The sequence below is a fragment of the Leuconostoc sp. XM4 genome, from assembly GCF_055698815.1.
The window spans coordinates 1,816,827-1,833,722 of sequence record NZ_CP134507.1; the positions used below are offsets into that span (position 1 = coordinate 1,816,827).

At 38.2% G+C, this 16,896-nt stretch carries 14 protein-coding genes, 3 tRNA genes and 1 riboswitch; of the genes, 7 read left to right on the plus strand and 10 right to left on the minus strand.

Annotated elements, in window-relative coordinates; translation table 11 throughout:
* Positions 1-5: 5 nt before the first annotated feature.
* Together RHP64_RS09180 and RHP64_RS09185 are read left to right on the plus strand one after the other, a co-directional pair.
* Positions 6-1,292 carry a replication-associated recombination protein A gene (locus RHP64_RS09180; RefSeq protein WP_011680417.1) on the plus strand — a complete coding sequence of 429 codons (1,287 nt, stop codon included), beginning with the start codon at positions 6-8 and terminating at the stop codon, positions 1,290-1,292.
* A gap of 390 nt (positions 1,293-1,682) precedes the next feature.
* On the plus strand, positions 1,683-2,126 hold the full coding sequence (locus tag RHP64_RS09185; protein ID WP_011680419.1) for a universal stress protein: 444 nt from the start codon (positions 1,683-1,685) through the stop codon (positions 2,124-2,126).
* A 56-nt stretch (positions 2,127-2,182) separates the two neighbouring features.
* Here RHP64_RS09185 and RHP64_RS09190 read toward each other — a convergent pair whose 3' ends face one another.
* Positions 2,183-3,622, minus strand: coding sequence for an amino acid permease (locus RHP64_RS09190; RefSeq protein WP_011680420.1), 1,440 nt, complete (start codon positions 3,620-3,622; stop codon positions 2,183-2,185).
* 73 nt (positions 3,623-3,695) lie between these two features.
* Positions 3,696-3,863, minus strand: a riboswitch (Lysine riboswitch).
* Positions 3,864-3,880: 17 nt separating this feature from the next.
* Positions 3,881-4,309, minus strand: a complete 429-nt coding sequence (locus RHP64_RS09195; RefSeq protein ID WP_223318531.1) for a hypothetical protein — start codon at positions 4,307-4,309, stop codon at positions 3,881-3,883.
* A 679-nt stretch (positions 4,310-4,988) separates the two neighbouring features.
* Between RHP64_RS09195 and RHP64_RS09200 the strand changes: the two genes are divergently transcribed.
* On the plus strand, positions 4,989-6,167 hold the full coding sequence (locus tag RHP64_RS09200) for an LCP family protein (RefSeq protein WP_011680422.1): 1,179 nt from the start codon (positions 4,989-4,991) through the stop codon (positions 6,165-6,167).
* Positions 6,168-6,395: 228 nt separating this feature from the next.
* Here RHP64_RS09200 and RHP64_RS09205 read toward each other — a convergent pair whose 3' ends face one another.
* Both RHP64_RS09205 and trpS read right to left on the minus strand, forming a co-directional pair.
* On the minus strand, positions 6,396-7,727 hold the full coding sequence (locus RHP64_RS09205) for an APC family permease (protein WP_025268502.1): 1,332 nt from the start codon (positions 7,725-7,727) through the stop codon (positions 6,396-6,398).
* Between the two features lie 85 nt (positions 7,728-7,812).
* Positions 7,813-8,832 (minus strand): tryptophan--tRNA ligase, encoded by a 1,020-nt coding sequence (trpS, locus tag RHP64_RS09210; protein WP_002815607.1) that lies wholly within the window; start codon positions 8,830-8,832, stop codon positions 7,813-7,815.
* A gap of 293 nt (positions 8,833-9,125) precedes the next feature.
* Here trpS and hflX point away from each other — a divergent pair, with 293 nt between their 5' ends.
* Positions 9,126-10,427, plus strand: a complete 1,302-nt coding sequence (gene hflX, locus RHP64_RS09215) for a GTPase HflX (RefSeq protein ID WP_025268503.1) — start codon at positions 9,126-9,128, stop codon at positions 10,425-10,427.
* Positions 10,428-10,456: 29 nt separating this feature from the next.
* Here the strand turns inward: hflX and RHP64_RS09220 are convergent.
* The 4 genes from RHP64_RS09220 to mutY all read right to left on the minus strand — a co-directional run bounded on the left by RHP64_RS09220 (position 10,457) and on the right by mutY (position 12,898).
* Positions 10,457-10,529: transfer RNA gene (locus tag RHP64_RS09220), tRNA-Thr, on the minus strand.
* 75 nt (positions 10,530-10,604) lie between these two features.
* Positions 10,605-10,686, minus strand: a tRNA-Leu gene (locus RHP64_RS09225).
* A gap of 90 nt (positions 10,687-10,776) precedes the next feature.
* Positions 10,777-11,886 carry an AI-2E family transporter gene (locus RHP64_RS09230; RefSeq protein ID WP_462785047.1) on the minus strand — a complete coding sequence of 370 codons (1,110 nt, stop codon included), beginning with the start codon at positions 11,884-11,886 and terminating at the stop codon, positions 10,777-10,779.
* Entirely contained in the window at positions 11,870-12,898 is a 1,029-nt protein-coding gene (mutY, locus tag RHP64_RS09235; protein ID WP_014325137.1) for an A/G-specific adenine glycosylase, read from the minus strand. Before mutY ends, RHP64_RS09230 begins: the two co-directional genes overlap by 17 nt.
* An 88-nt stretch (positions 12,899-12,986) precedes the next feature.
* Here mutY and RHP64_RS09240 point away from each other — a divergent pair, with 88 nt between their 5' ends.
* The 3 genes from RHP64_RS09240 to proC all read left to right on the plus strand — a co-directional run bounded on the left by RHP64_RS09240 (position 12,987) and on the right by proC (position 15,436).
* The gene (locus RHP64_RS09240) at positions 12,987-13,130 is read left to right on the plus strand and encodes a hypothetical protein (protein ID WP_002815612.1); all 144 of its coding nucleotides are present in this window, start codon (positions 12,987-12,989) and stop codon (positions 13,128-13,130) included.
* Positions 13,131-13,214: 84 nt separating this feature from the next.
* A complete protein-coding gene (locus tag RHP64_RS09245) occupies positions 13,215-14,612 on the plus strand; it encodes an MDR family MFS transporter (protein WP_025268505.1) in 1,398 nt (465 codons plus the stop codon).
* Positions 14,613-14,668: 56 nt separating this feature from the next.
* Positions 14,669-15,436 (plus strand): pyrroline-5-carboxylate reductase, encoded by a 768-nt coding sequence (gene proC / locus RHP64_RS09250; RefSeq protein ID WP_002815619.1) that lies wholly within the window; start codon positions 14,669-14,671, stop codon positions 15,434-15,436.
* Positions 15,437-15,508: 72 nt separating this feature from the next.
* Here proC and RHP64_RS09255 read toward each other — a convergent pair.
* Both RHP64_RS09255 and RHP64_RS09260 read right to left on the minus strand, forming a co-directional pair.
* Positions 15,509-15,580, minus strand: a tRNA-Glu gene (locus tag RHP64_RS09255).
* Between the two features lie 55 nt (positions 15,581-15,635).
* Positions 15,636-16,880, minus strand: coding sequence for an NADH-dependent flavin oxidoreductase (locus RHP64_RS09260; RefSeq protein ID WP_025268506.1), 1,245 nt, complete (start codon positions 16,878-16,880; stop codon positions 15,636-15,638).
* Positions 16,881-16,896: the final 16 nt, after the last annotated feature.

Genomic DNA, 16,896 nt, shown 5'->3' on the forward strand with positions numbered 1-16,896 from the left:
CGTTTATGACACAAGAACCGCTAGCGTACCGTATGCGCCCCACAAAAATTGAAGAGATTGTTGGCCAACAACATTTAGTTGGTGAAGGCAAAATCATCTGGCGTATGGTCGCTGCTCATCGTCTGAGTTCGATGATTTTGTACGGGCCGCCTGGTACTGGTAAAACATCAATAGCTAGTGCCATTGCCGGTTCATCAAAATATGCGTTTCGCATGCTAAACGCTGCTACCGATAGCCAAAAAGATTTACAAATCGTTGTCGAAGAAGCAAAAATGTCAGGGACTGTCGTCTTGTTACTAGACGAAATTCATCGCTTAAACAAAATCAAACAAGACTTTTTACTACCACATTTGGAGTCCGGAGCAATTATATTAATCGGTGCGACGACAGAAAACCCTTATATTAATGTCACACCAGCTATTCGTTCTAGAACGCAAATATTTGAAGTTAACAGTCTAAGTGAAACAGATATCACAAGCGCTGTTAAAAGAGCCATTGCTGATAAAGAAAAAGGCCTTGGGCAATACAATATCGTTCTCGATGATAACGCTATGTTACAGTTATCGCGAGCAACAAATGGTGATTTACGCAGTGCTTTAAATGGTTTAGAATTAGCGGTTTTATCAACAAAAGCAGATAAAAAGGGTGTCGTTCATATCAGTTTGCCAATCATTGAAGAGACTGTGCAACGCAAAGCATTATCCGCAGATAAAGATGGGGATGCGCATTATGATGTGATTTCAGCACTACAAAAATCAATTCGCGGATCCGACACCGATGCGGCGTTACACTACGCTGCCCGCATTATCGAATCCGGTGATTTACCGATTTTAGCACGCCGACTGACCGTTATTGCATACGAAGATATTGGGTTGGCAAATCCACCGGCAGCTCAGCGGGCAGTAACTGCTATTCAAGCCGCGCAAACACTAGGATTTCCAGAAGCCAGAATTCCGATCGCCAATGCTATTATTGAACTTTCTCTCTCACCTAAATCTAATTCGGCCTACAAAGCAATTGACTTGGCTATTAGTGATGTTCGTCATGGCAAATCTTACGATATACCTGATCATTTAAAAGATGCACATTATAAGGGATCTTCGGAGTTGAATCACGGTGTAGATTACACATATCCGCACGACTATGATAATGATTGGGTAGCTCAACAATATTTACCAGATAAAATGACAAACACTCAGTATTTTCATCCTAAAGGTAATTCGAAAATTGAACAACAATTATTTGATGTCTATCAGACACTAAAATTGCGACAAGAAAACGGGCTAAACTAAAAAGTCAAGTCTTTCAGTTAACGAGTTTTCGCGTTATAATACTATATGAATTCCTCAGATATACGCATTGCTACATCATCAGCTTTTTCCTTACAACTTTTATTTTCGGTTGGGAATTCAGGACTTAGAAGATATGCCCTTTCATTCGGTAATCTGACAATCTTGATGAACCATCCACCTCGATAATTTCGAGGAAAATCTGCGTAGCGATTAACGGTATCAATTGAGTGTTCCGGGCTAAGCCTGTGCGTCCACATTTGTGGGCGTTTTTTTGTATAAATTAAAACCAGTGTTTAATTAGGTTAAAGAACATACTATTAATTTTATTATGAAAGCGCTATACTAGAGATATAGAAGAACGCATTGCATATTGCAAGAAGGGATGTTATTATGACAGCAAATTATCATAGGATTTTAGTACCAATGGATGGATCAAAAGAATCTGAAGCTGCATTAACGCGCGCGATTGAACTGACCTTGGATGCTGGTGATGAAGGCATCTTGTCAATTTTAAACGTTATCGATACCCGTGCATTTCAAAATGTGGCTAGTTTTGACGATACAATGGTTGAAGCAGTTTCAGATGAAACGCGTAAAAGCTTAGAAAAATACAAAGCACAGGCAATTGAAGCTGGTGTTAAAAATGTCGATTATCTAATCGAATATGGTTCACCCAAGTCGTTAATCGCTAAAGATGTACCTAACGAAGTCAATGCTGATTTGATTGTTATTGGTGCAACTGGATTAAATGCTGTAGAACGTTTAGTTATTGGTTCTGTTACTGAATTCGTAACGAGATCTGCTAAAGTTGACGTCCTAGTAGTTCGCGGTTAAGTTATTGCTCATATAAAAAAGACACTACAATGATGTAGTGTCTTTTTTATATGTCTTTATTTATATTGTTTTAGATCAACATCTTTTAGAGCAATTAGCTTCGTTTTGTGAGAAACCTTGTACCAAAAGTATAAGATTACAAACAAAGGAACTGATAAGTAGGTCACAAATATTTTTTCCCAATTTAGATGGGCAAAACTGTCCGGATCCTGACCAATAATAACACCAATAGAAATCACTAGCGCAAATAGTGGACCGAATGGGAACCACTTAGCCTTGTATTTCAAATCAGACAGACTCTTTCCTTGCGCCACATAAGCTCTTCGGAAGCGATAATGAGAGATAGCAATGCCGACCCAAGCGATGAATCCAGTTAACCCAGAAGCATTGACCAGCCAAGTATAAGCAACTGATCCCCCTTTGGTGTTAGCAATAAATGCTAATAACCCAATCGCAGTAGTTAATACTAAGGCTGCAACTGGAACCCCTCTAGTTGAAAGCTTGGCAAAAATTTTAGGGGCATCCCCTTTACGCGCCATAGCGTACAACATACGTGTAGAAGCATATGAACCTGAATTTGCTGACGAAACAATTGACGTTAAGATAACTGCATTCATTAAACTAGCCGCAAAAGCAATTCCTGCGTTTTTAAATACGATTGTAAATGGTGAGACCGCAATGTTTTGTGTGGAAGAACTCAACAAGCGCGGATCTTTATAGTAAACCAGAGCGGAAATGACAAAAATTGCCAGAATATAAAACAATAAGATGCGCCAAAACACTTGATTTATCGCCTTGGGAACTGACTTATCAGGATCCTCTGCTTCTCCAGCAGTAATACCAATTAACTCAGTTCCTTGAAAAGAAAATCCAGCAACAACGAATACTGACAAGATAGCTTGAGGTCCACCAACAAATCCGTGATTACCGACCGACAAGTTCTTCATGACATTGATGTCAGAATGAATTACACCAAAAATAGTAGCCAGACCAACAATCAAGAAGGCAATAATAGTTACTACCTTAATCATCGACAACCAGAACTCAGCTTCTCCAAAAGTTCCAACTGAAAAAATATTAATTAAGAAGATAAGTAATAAAGCAATCGCGGAAAATATCCACCCTGGTGTATTTGGAAACCAAAATTCAGCCACCAAGCCAACTGCCACAATGTCGACAGCTAATGTTATAGCCCAATTAAACCAGTAGTTCCATCCCATGGCAAATCCCAATGCTGGGTCAACATATTTACCAGCATAGTCGGAAAATGAACCTGAAGTTGGTGAATAAGTAGCCATTTCACCCAGCGAAGTCATTAAGAAATAAACCATCACACCAATAGCTAAATAAGCGACAATAGCACCCAGAGGACCTGCTTGCGCAACAGTGGCTCCCGAAGCTACGAATAAGCCCGTTCCAATTGAACCACCTAATGCAATCATTGACACATGGCGCGTTTTTAAATTACGCTGTATGTGCCCTTTATGTTCAGACATAAAATCTCCTTCTCAAAATAAAAAAACCTCTCCTTAGCAAACAGGAAGAGGTTTAAAAAGTCATTATATAATCACTTTTCAAAGCGCACCGCATTTCTGCGACAGTCTAGCAACTCTTAATCACTAGCCCAAAGGTTATCTTGCCTGTTAACCCTTTCGGCAACCTTCCCTTTTACATGATTTCAACATCCTGGCGGACTCATTCATGTGACTCATGTTGGCTGCAACCTCTTTGACAATATGAAAATAATAACACACTTACACGCGCCCGTCAATTTCAAGTACCTTTTGCCAATGTCGCGCCCGTTTATAATATTGTTGTGCACTAAACTGCCACCAAAAATAACCAAAGGTAATTGCTCCCAAGCCACTAGTCAATGCCATATGATGAGATTGAATACGGGCTAACATAATTGATAACCAAAATAAACCAATTAAAATATTGATCATCACTTGAATTTTTCTCGACTTAACCAAATGTGGCATAATAATGACTAGCAGTAAGAGCAATTGCAACCACCACACCAACAATAAGTTAGGAATAGTTTCACCTATTTTAGGACCATCCTGCCAATGGATGCGCAAAATAATTGTAATAACCCATGTCAGCAACATCGCAACAAGTTGTGTAATGGCAAACCACCAGGCAGCAATTTTGTAATTTATTAAATAAAGAAATGCTACCATAACCGCTATCAATGGGATGACGACCCAATAATGGGAAAAAAGATTACCTAACCCTAAGTATAGGGGTATTTTCAACGATAAAATATTGTTTACTGCAAAATCTGTAGTCGCGTCCAGAACTTGCATAAATATCATATGAAATCTAACTTGAATACCTAAAAAAACAAAAATAATGCCAAAGGTAATGATTAAAATTTTTCTTAATTTATCCGGTGGAATTAACATTGTTTATAATTGTGATGATACGGATAAGCATATTCAATATGCTCAATTGACCCCGCTTGCTCACATTCTCCCAAATATTAAATTTCTACAAACTCATTTGCTTATAGCTCTTAATAATTGTAGCATTATATGAGATATAATTATAAAAAAAAGCTGATATGGTTAAAATTTAATCTTGACTTTAACTTGGTCCGATATCATTACTATCAGTTGGTTTTTTGCCGATATTTTTAGTCGTGCCCTTAAATATCTATACATGGCAGATGAATTATTGCTAGATGAATAATCTCAAAATATGGTGAGAACACTGGTTACTATTTTTTGATTGATCGTTAGTTTCAAGCCTTTTGCCTTTGTTGCCCAAAAATGGTAGTATATCGATAAAACTCGGTAGCTGTCTTTATTATCTTACAAACCGCCATATTTCATTGGCCAAAACAATCGAGAGACCGTTATGAAAAAAAATAAACAAACTGCAGTTAAGTCCAGAATTGATCGCTATTCAAAAAGTAGTCACAGACTACGAAATATTATCTTGCTTATTGTCGGTCTCTTACTTATCGTGTCAGGCACATTTGCTTGGATGGCTATCCATAATACTAAATCAGCAATTGATAAAACATACAAGAGCAGTGGCGTCACTAAATCCCGAAACGTCTCAAGCGTTGTTCAAAGTGGAAAGCCCTTGTCTATTTTGTTATTTGGAACGGATACCGGTGAATTAGGACGTACATACAAAGGACGTACCGATTCAATGATGTTGCTTCTTGTTAACCCCAAGACAAAAAAAACAACAATGATTTCTATCCCTCGTGATGCAATGGTTTCTATTCCGGGGTACGAAAGTACTTTCCCTCAAAAAATAAATGCAGCCTACGCCTATGGTTCAACGGCAACTGCCATTAAAACTGTAGAATCTTACTTAAACATTCCTATTGATTTTTATGCCTTAGTTAATATGTCCGGCTTGGAAAAAATGGTTACTCAAGTTGGGGGAATTTCTGTTAAGTCCCCCATTGACTTCACTTATAGTCAGGAAACAGCCCATGCTTACGGTGCAAACCTATACCGTTTCCACAAGGGAAGCACAGGCTATGAACATTCTGATGATAATGGGGTCACTTGGTCGGCAACCAAACACGTCATGACTGGTGATGCAGCCCTTGCATTCTCGCGCATGCGTTACGATGATCCAGATGGTGACTATGGGCGTCAAAAACGTCAACGATTGGTATTAGAGGGTTTGATCAAAAAGTCAGCTAATGTTTCAAGTTTGTTAAATACAAAGTTTATGAATACAATGAGTTCAAATGTTCAAACTGATTTGTCATTTGGAGATATAACGACAATTGCTAGCAAATACATTAATGCAGCGAAAAATATTGTCACCGAGCATATTCAGGGTGTCAGCACGAGTTATCCTGATTCTGAAGGGAACAACGTTTCATATGAAGTTGTCACTCAAAAAGAAAAGCAACGCGTTACTAACTTAGCTCGTAAAGCACTTGGCTTAAAGCACGCTTCCACCGGTTCAGCATATGGTGGTGACATACCAAGTTCTCTACAAACAATAGCTGATTCTCTTCGACCAGCAGATGATGAATCAACAGATTCTGATGATTCTTCAAATTAAATAAAAAGACGCCTTTAAAGGCGTCTTTTTTACGTTTTTTATTTATCTATGAAATGACCGTCGCATTGCGAACAACTAAAGGACTAAAACATCTCATTTGAAAATTAAGGGATTGAAGAGGAGCACATATGATACTATTGCTATGTCAGTTCTTCGCTCAATCATATATATTTCTGTCCGATTTAATCAAACTAATAGCATTCTATTAGATCAATATTTACAAATACTTTACTCCTTATTCGTGCGGCGAGATAAGAATATATAAACAGGGTAACCAACAGCGACAATTGCTATAGAAATTATTACACCAGACAAATCGTGCATAATCTCAGAGATTTCAACATAGAGTGAACCACAAATAGCGACGATTGGTATCCAAGGATACAGCGGCATAGAAAAGCTACGCTTCTCTCCAAAAGGATCCTTTTTGCGTAATTTAAAAACACCAGCAAAAACAAGTATATAAAATAAAAAGGTTGTAAAAATCGCAATATCGGTTAATCTATCTGGATTTGTAAAGACAATCATTAAAATGCCAAGAAAAATCATAAACCAAATGGACTTATTAGGTGTTCGAGAACGCATATTGATTTTGGCAAATTGTTTGGCAAACGGAAACAATCCATCGTTAGCCATTGCAAACAACACCCGAGGGAATGAAACGATTTTCCCGTTTAGTGTTCCAAGTAAAGAAATTAATACAGCGATACTCAATAACCTGCCACCAATAATACCAAATGCATTTGTAGCCATGTATAACGTTGTGTTTTGTCCCAACTTAACAATAGTATTAGCGGGCAAACTCTGATAAACGCCAAAACTCACACCAACATAGGCAACTAGAACAATCAAAATACCAAAAATAATAGCCTTGGGTAATACTTTTTGTGGATTTTTAATTTCACCACTTATATTAGCTAGAGTAACCCAACCATCGTAAGCAAATAAGGTGGCTAATACAGCCACTCCGAAGCCACCTTGGTCACTCTGCGAAACCTGAGCAACAGTCTGTCCAATCGCATCATGCTGTCCAAAAAAAAGGCCAAAAATGATTAATGCAATAATCGGCAACATTTTCACTGTAGTTGTTATTATTTGAAAACCGGCACTGAATCGGTTTGGAATTGAGTTAATAAGACCTACAAAAGATAATGCAATAATTGCGGATGGTATAGCTAAAGACTTAGATAATCCAAATAAATCAACAAATAAAATGCCAAAATATGCTGCAATAGATCCCATCATTGCTGGGCCGTAAAATACCACTTGCATCCACCCAGCTAAGAAACCCCAAACCTTACCATAAATTTTCTCGATATAAATATAAATGCCACCAGTTTTGTCCATTTGAGAGCCAATTTCAGCTACGCTGATTCCTGACGCTAGCGTTAAAAGACCTCCAGCAATCCACGCTAGCATCGCTGCGTTTGTACTACCTGCTGATTCTAAGACACTGCCTTGCTTAAAAAATATACCAGAACCAATGATTGTTCCAACAACTAAAGCTAATGATGCTGTTAATCCAAAACCACGATTCAATTTCTGTTCATTATTTCCCATCATATCTCCAAGATAAATAGATGATATCTTTATTATTCATCAATACCCATCACATCAAATAAAAAAGTTCGGAAAGTCCGAGCTTTTAATTACTAAAATAATCCAGTCCCATCACGTGACGGACATCTTTCATTGTTTCCTCGGCGACAACATTGGCTTTATTTGAGCCTTCTTGCAACATGTTCAAAACCGCTGGGATATCTTGGGCGTATTCTTCGCGTCGTTGACGAATTGGTGCCATTTCAGCTTCCATGACATCTATCAAATGCTTTTTTATTTTCATATCACCTAAGCCACCAGCAGTATACTGATCTTTTAGTTCTTGAACACGTTTTTTATCCGGATCAAAAATATCTAAGTAAGTAAACACCACATTACCTTCAACATGACCAGGATCAGTAATATTGATATGTAAGGGATCTGTATACATTGACTTAACTTTTTTCACCAATGTATCCGCATCATCACTCAAGAAAATGCCGTTATTTAATGACTTGGACATTTTTGCATTACCATCTAAACCTGGTAAACGCCCTTGCCCCTTGGGTGGAAAAACACCAACTGGTTCAACTAGGACATCAGACTTATAAGCATTATTGAACGAGCGTACTAATTCACGTGTCTGCTCAAGCATAGGTTCTTGATCATCCCCTACTGGCACCTTTGTTGCTCGGAAAATAGCGATATCAGCTGCTTGTGATACTGGATATGTCAAAAATCCTGCAGGGATTCCCTCATCAAAGCCTTTTTGTTTAATTTCTGACTTAACTGTTGGATTTCTTTGCAACCGAGCGACACTAACCAAGTTCATAAAGTATTCTGTAAGTTCGAATAACCCTTTGATTTGTGATTGTACAAAAATGGTTGTCTTAGCTGGGTCAATACCAACCGCCAAATAGTCCAAGGCTACCTCAGTTAATGATTGACGTATTTTTTCTGGATTACGAGCATTATCTGTAAATGCTTGTGTATCAGCAATCATAACAAATGGCAAGTAATCGCCAGAATTTTGCATGCTCACACGGTTTTTTAACGATCCAATATAATGACCAATATGTAGTTTACCAGTGGGACGATCACCAGTTAAGTAAATTTCTTTTGACATGTTCAAAACCTTCTATTAATTAGTTAACTCATTCTATTATACGTTAAATCTAGGAGCAGCGTTGAAGAAATTATCACAAAACAAAGTACGTTATTATTGACATTTTCCTATAAAACTTATACACTATCACTATTAAGAAGAAAGAGGTACGAGAACTTGTTGAACAATTTTTAAGATGTGGTGAATAAAAGCAATAGATTGTTTTTATACGCTTTTCTTGAGATTGGTCTGCCTTTTTCGTACTAAACACGTAAACTGCCACCAGTCTCGCAAGTTGATTGGAGGCATTTTTTATGCAAGAAAACCCTCGCAAAGTATTTTTAGTTGGCTTAACAACTAATCAGGGAAACCTAGACTACGAATTAGAAGAACTAGCGAACCTAGCAAAAGCAAATAATCTTGAACCCGTTGAAACTTTTACCCAAAAGCTAGAACGACCAAATCCTAGCACTTACTTTGGTAAAGGTAAGGTCGAAGAGTTAGGTGAAGCTGTAAAAACTTATGACGTTGATATGATTGTTGTCAACGATGAATTGACACCTTCTCAAATTCGTAACCTAGAAAAAACAACAGATGCTACTGTTGTCGATCGTACTGGTTTAATTCTCGAAATTTTCGCACAACGAGCCCAGACTAAAGTTGCAAAACTCCAAGTTCAGTTAGCACGTTTACAATATCAATTACCACGCTTACGTACAAGCATGTCAATTTCATTAGATCAACAAACAGGTACAGGTGGCGCAGGTTTCACCTCACGTGGTTCTGGTGAAACAAAGCTAGAACAATCTCGCCAACGTATTACGTCTCAAATGGTTCATGTTCGTCAAGAACTGGCTGATTTAGATAAAAGTGAAAATACGCGTTCAATGCAACGACACGCTAACAACTTACCAAACGTAGCACTGGTTGGCTACACAAACGCTGGAAAGTCTACCTTGATGAATCGTTTGTTGATGCGTTTTGGTGTTGGTGCAGACAATGATGATAGTAAGCAAGTGTTTGAAAAAGATATGCTATTTGCTACGCTAAACACCACAGTTAGACAACTGACTCTTCCTGATAAAAGACAGTTTTTATTAAGTGATACGGTTGGTTTCGTATCCAAGCTACCTCATAACTTAGTTGCTGCTTTCAAATCAACATTACAAGAAGCGGCAAATGCAGATCTAATACTGCACGTGGTGGATGTTTCAGACGAGCATTATAAAGCTATGATGGAAACAACTGAGAAAACATTAACTGAGATTGGTGTTACTGGTAAACCCGTTATTACAGTATATAACAAAGCTGATCGCACTGATTTGCACTATCCGGACATCTCTGGCGATAACGTGATTACTTTGTCAGCACTAGATACCAATTCTCAAGATGCATTGATTGATCTCATTGTTAAACATATTTTTAACGACAGCGAAGTCGTAACTTTGCATATACCCTTTGATAAAGGAAATGTTGTTGCCCAATTAGCGGCAAAACATAAATTTATAGAAGAACAATATGACGAAACCGGTAGTTGGTTAACCATTGAGCTATCTGAAGTTGAGCGAAACTTATTTCAACAATATATTACGAAAGAAAAAAGCATGAATTCATAAGAATTCATGCTTTTTCTTGAAAGTAATTATGCCGACCGCCGGGCTCAAACCGGCGACCCCCTCATTACTAGTGAGGTGCTCTATCAACTGAGCTAGGTCGGCAAATTAAAGTACTCAGGTACTACAAGTGAATAATACCAGATACCTCAATATATAAATATGGCGGCGGCCATATTATACGGGTGACAGGAATCGAACCTGCACGGATTACTCCACTGGAACCTAAATCCAGCGCGTCTGCCAGTTCCGCCACACCCGCATGTATCACACAACCCTTTAATTCTACTGGAAAAACCTAAATCAGTCAAGAGGGTAATACAACTTAAATCAAAAAAATGTTAAAAAACTGCTATTCTAACGATTCCTTAGTCAATTGACGCATTTCAATGGCAAATTTAACAACAGTTCGAGCAACTGCATACATTGGCACAATCAATATCATGCCAAAAATACCCCAAAGATTACCGGCTACCATCAAAAGAATCATAATTGTTAATGGGTGAATTTGTAATGATTTTCCAATAACATTTGGATAAATAAAGTTTCCATCCAATTGCTGAACAACCATCATCACAATCATTACCAACAACATTTGTTTCCATGATTGTGTACTGGCAACAATCAACGCTGGTATAACCCCAATCCAAGGGCCAATATATGGCACAATGTTAGTAATACCAGCAATCACACCCAGTAACCATGCGTATGGTTCACCAATAATTAAATAACCCACAGCCATGGTCACCCCGACAAACAACATTTCAAGAGCTTGCCCCGATATATATCTTTCAATAGTTTTATCCATTTTAAGTGTCAATTCTTTGACATTATCAGCAAAACGAACCGGAAAAAGCTTCTGGATTGCTGGTAGCAAGCGATCACCATCACTTAGCATATAAAATAAAACGACTGGAATAGTCACGACATTAATCGTGACCGATGTAACCATCGAGACAGCACTGCCTAATGTACCTGCCGTAATAGTTAAAAAAGAAGCCGAGTACTTGCCAACAGCACTCTTTACTTCATCTATATCAATTGACAAATTTAAATTTGATAACCACTTACTTTGTAGTGAATCTGTTACAAAGCGCTGTACGTTTTGTGCAAATTCAGGTAATGCAGTAATTAAATTAGTAATTTCCGCCACTAGAGTTGGTATCAATAAAATCAAGGAACCAGCTATCACGGCTAGGAACAACACAAAAGTAATTATAACAGCCAGTTGATGCGGCATTTTATGCCCTTTAACTGTAATTTTCTTTAAAAGTGTCAAAACAGGTTTCAAAACATAGTACAAAAATCCGGCGAGAATCAATGGTACAAAAACCGTGGAAATAAATACTGAAATTGGTTTCATTAGAAAATCAAATCGGGAAACAATCAAAATTAAGAGCGATAGCGCTAATAATTCAATGGTCCAAAAAAATATATTTTTGTATTTAGAATTCGGTATCATATAATTTCTCCAATAATTTATGTTGTACCTTTGGTAAGCTTAATGCCGACCACTCATCAGAACTAAAATATTGTTGATTATCATTCAACATAGCTGTTTCTTGCTTCACTAACCAAATTTCCCATCGACGATGTGTAAAAATATGTGTCACGGGCTTAATATTTAACTGTTGACCCGTAATTGATTCTATACTTTCAATTTGCGTTAGTGGAAATGTCCAAAATCCAGCCAACAAACCGCTATCCGGTCGTTTTTCAAATAATAATTTACCATCTTTTTCAAAAACTGAAGCCATAAACAACTGTTTTACTGGTCGTTGTTTCTTGGTTTTAACAGGGTATTGATCCTCAACACCATCTCGAAAAGCCGCATTAAATTCACGCACCGGTGAATACAAGCTATCGGGATTTTTGGTTGTCATATAACTTGATCCCAAATCCATAATTGCTTGGTTAAAGTCCCCTGGTCTTTCCGGATCAACAATTGGCGCAATAATATCATAAAATATCTTACGTGATTTTGTATCAGCAATGTCAGCGTCAATTTTAAGTAATCTACTAAAAACACGATATTGGTTGCCATCAACTGCTGGGACTACCTCATTGAAACTTATTGACGCAATAGCTGCCGCTGTATATGGACCCACTCCTGGCAAGCTTTGCAGATCATCACTACTCTCTGGCCATTGCCCATGCAATTCATTGACAACAAACTGCGCCGCCTTTTGTAAGTTTCGCGCTCTCGAGTAGTAGCCTAAACCCTCCCATAATTTGAGCACAACATCCTCTGGTGCGGTCGCTAAATCACCAACCGTTGGTAACGATGTCATAAAGCGATCAAAATACGGAATAACTGTATCTACGCGTGTCTGTTGCAGCATAATTTCCGAAACTAAAACGCGATAAGGATCATGATTGACACGCCATGGCAAGTGCACTCGCCCTTCTTTATCATACCAATTGAGCAATGTTTTACGAAATTCTTTAATTGTTTGTTCATTCCAAGTTTCCATAATATATATTGTAACACTTGTAATCGTATAGATTTTGCCGTATAATTATTATTTGTATGAAATCATTGAATAAAAAAGGAGCACAATCATGGTATTAAAGAAGCCACTTAACTCATTTGCACGTGCCCGCAAAGTTAGTCATAGCGCTGCTAAGAAACAACGTCAAGCTGCTATCGCAAAATTGCAACAATGGGCAAAAGGTAAGTCAGAAGAATTACCTTCTACAAAGTAATTTTATTGACTACTTAAAACCAGTATTTATACTGGTTTTTTGTTTGCATTTTTATGAATAAAAACCATGAAAGGTAGGATACTGTTGAATATAACACAAAAGCAAAAAACAATCTTAATCATATTAGTTATCGGCACCTTTTTAGGCTTTTTGAATCAAACATTAATGAATGTTGCCTTGCCAGATATCATGCGTGAATTTCATATTTCCACAGACTTGGGTCAATGGATGACAAATGGCTACATGTTAGTCAATGGTGTGATGGTTCCGTTAACAGCTTTTCTGATTCAACGCCTAACAACACGTACACTATACTTGACCGCCGCTGGACTATTCGCCGTCGGAACAGCAACTGCTGGATTTGCGCCAACATTTGATGTCCTCATTATCGGGCGTATGATTCAAGCAATGGGCGCCGGTGTATTCGGCCCTTTAATGAACGTCGTTGTCATGAACTTGTTTTCGCCCAATGAACGCGGATCTGCAATGGGGACAATCGGTTTGGCGCTTAATTTCGCCCCTGCTTTGGGTCCCAGCTTGTCGGGATTAGTCGTTACTAATTTAAGTTGGCGCTTCCTATTTTATCTTGTCGCACCATTAATTATTGCGAACTTCATCTTGGCTTATTTCTTACTACAAAATATTGGGCAACAAAAGAGGTTAAAATTCGATTTTATCGGTGTTGTTTTGTCAAGTATTGGTCTTGGATCATTACTTTACGGATTTTCTAACGCAGGTGCAACCCCTTGGAATGAGTTTACTGTATGGGGATTTGTATTAATAGGTATTATTGTTACAAGTTTATTCATTTGGCACCAGTATACAACTAAAACACCATTGTTAAATATGTCCGTATTTAAATATAGACAATTTAACGTTGCTGTTTTAATCAACGTTGTTTTGATGATTGCTATGTACGGTGGTGCACTGATGTTACCCCTCTATATGCAAAATGTGCGTGGTACCACGGCTTTTCAATCAGGTCTAGTGTTGTTTCCTGGTGCCTTAGTAACCGCATTTTTATCACCGTGGAGTGGTCGTTTATATGATCGCTACGGTGCTAAATACTTAACATTAGTTGGTATTATGATTACAGCGTTTGGCACTTTTATTTTAGCTTCTCTGACATTAACAACTTCACTTTGGCTCGCTGTTCTCGGACAGTTTGTCCGTCAACTTGGACTAGTCTTGGTCCTGATGCCAATTCAAACAGAGGCCTTCAATGCGTTACCTTTAACACTCATTCCTGATGGATCTGCCATGTTTACTACAATCAGACAACTTGCAGCATCATTTGGTACAGCCGCTTTGGTAACAATTATGACGAAAAGTGCACTTAACTATGGTCATAAACACGCACACCTCAGTGCTGAAATAGTTGATTTGCATGGTGTACAAGTAACTTTTTTAACTGCTGCATTCTTAATGTTGGTTGCAGCAAGTTTAACTAGCCTACTAAAACTTAAAACACGCGCCACATAAAATAAACAGCTATTGTTTGCTATAATGTAACTATAAAACACAAAGGAGTCTCGACTATGAATTATGGTTTCATTGGTGCTGGCAACATGGCTACTGCGATGATTAAAGGCTTGATTTACGCAGGTATTGATAGCAAAAATATTTATGTTTCCTCTCCACACAGTGCGGCTAAATTGGCAGCAAATTTACATATCCAAGCAGCCGACTCAGAAACAATCACAAAAAAGTGTGATATTGTCATTATCGCTTTCTTGCCTAACCAACTACGTACGCTGGGTAATTCTTTAAACCTAGACGGTAAAATTGTTATTTCAGTACTTGCGCAAGTGACGATTGCGGATCTTGATGAAGTGTTCCCAACAGCTTTTAATGTTCGTTCATTACCCAATATTAACTCAGCAATCGGTAAAGGTAGTACCGCTTTAGCATTTTCAAAGCGTTTAAGCGAGAGTCAAATTGAAGTAGTGCAAAATTACTGGCATTTGTTAGGTACTACTAGTGTCCTTGATGAACAACATTTCGCTATTTTTTCAGCAATCGCGGGTTCAGGTCCTGCATTTGTCCTCAAATTTATCGATGCATTAACTCAGGCTGGCATCAACAACGGATTAGATGGCGAGAGTGCAGCCGCCATTGCTGCTTCAACTGTGGCTGGTACAACTGAAACCCTACAAAAATCAAATAGCGATGCAGTAACATTAATGAACAACGTTGCTTCTCCAGGCGGGTCCACTCGTGCTGGATTGGATAATTTTGAACAGAATGATTTTGATACTATTGTGAACTCAGCCATCAATGCTACCGTTAATCATAAACATACTTAAGTGTTCTTAGAACGCTTTTTATTTGCATTTTTTATACACAAAAAAAGCCACAACCTAAGTTGTGACTTTTGATAGCTCGTGAGAGAATCGAACTCTCGATTCTGCCGTGAAAGGGCGGCGTCTTAACCACTTGACCAACGAGCCATGATCAATATGTCATTTGTTTCAATCAAACAACTATATTAGTATATCAAGAATACTAATTATCGTCAACCCTTTTCTTCAAAGTCATTAATTTTGTCGGATCAATCTGTTGTCTGGGCTGAGTTGGCATACTTTTATAGTATTTCCAAGGTGTCTTTGGATCGAATTCTATGTCAGTTGTTACTGGGAACCCATTTTTAAAACGAGTTAATAACCACTTTTTTAGTGGCTTGGGTACTCCCAATAGATCAAAATCGGCTGGAGAAACAGCGTACCTAATAGACTTTTCATCATTTAATTTTACTTTCTGAACCCAATTTGGGTCAGCAATCAGCGCTCTACCCATGGCTGCAAAGGTCACTCCTTCATCGAGTAATGACTCAACTTGCATCGGTTGCTTAATGAGTCCTGCTACCATTAGTGGCACATTATCTGGTAAAACTTCCGTATAATAAGTCGTTATTTGTTTGACGGCTTTTGCGTCACGAAAAGGCTTTTGAAAAGCATCCTTTAGTGATAGATGTAAATAATCTATCTGTAGAGTAACCAACCTTTGTACAAAAGCTAATGAGTCTGCCAATGTAATCCCTGGGGTAGTTGATTCCTCTGGAGACTGCCTATAGCCCAGTAAAAATGGACGCTCTGCATACTTATCGATGGTATCACCGACCTTAGCGGCAACCGCTAACCCAAAACGCATTCTTTTTTCTAAAGTCCCACCCCAAATGTCTTGACGTCGGTTACTTTCTGGTGAAAAAAACTGTTGTAATAAATACAAATTGGCACCATGCAACTCAACACCATCGAATCCAGCTAATATGGCCCGTTTTGTTGCTGCTGCAAAATCCTCAATTGTTTGCGAAATTTCCTCATGTTTAAGCTCACGAGGCGTTTCATGGCTACCGTGAGGGTAAGGCTGAGCAGAAGCTGAAACAATTTGTTCACCACGCAAAATTGTTTGGTTTGATTGACGACCAGATGCAAATAACTGCAAAATAGCCTTAGCACCACCAGAATGAATTGCACTAGCTAACCTTGACAGTCCCTCAATCTTATCGTCATCAGCAGCTGAAAGGCCACCTTCCCAGCCTTTTCCGAGTTCATTAACATATGCTGCCTCAACAATAATCATTCCCGGACCATTTGAGCGCATTTGATAATATTTCAGTTCATTATCTGACACACTGCCATCTTCCAGAGAGCTTTTTAGCGTAGTTGGCGCCATAACTACATGGTTTCGAACTGTTATTGGTTTATTTTTAAATGTATATGAGTCTAAAAAATCGTAATTTATTTGCATAAATTTATTATAACGA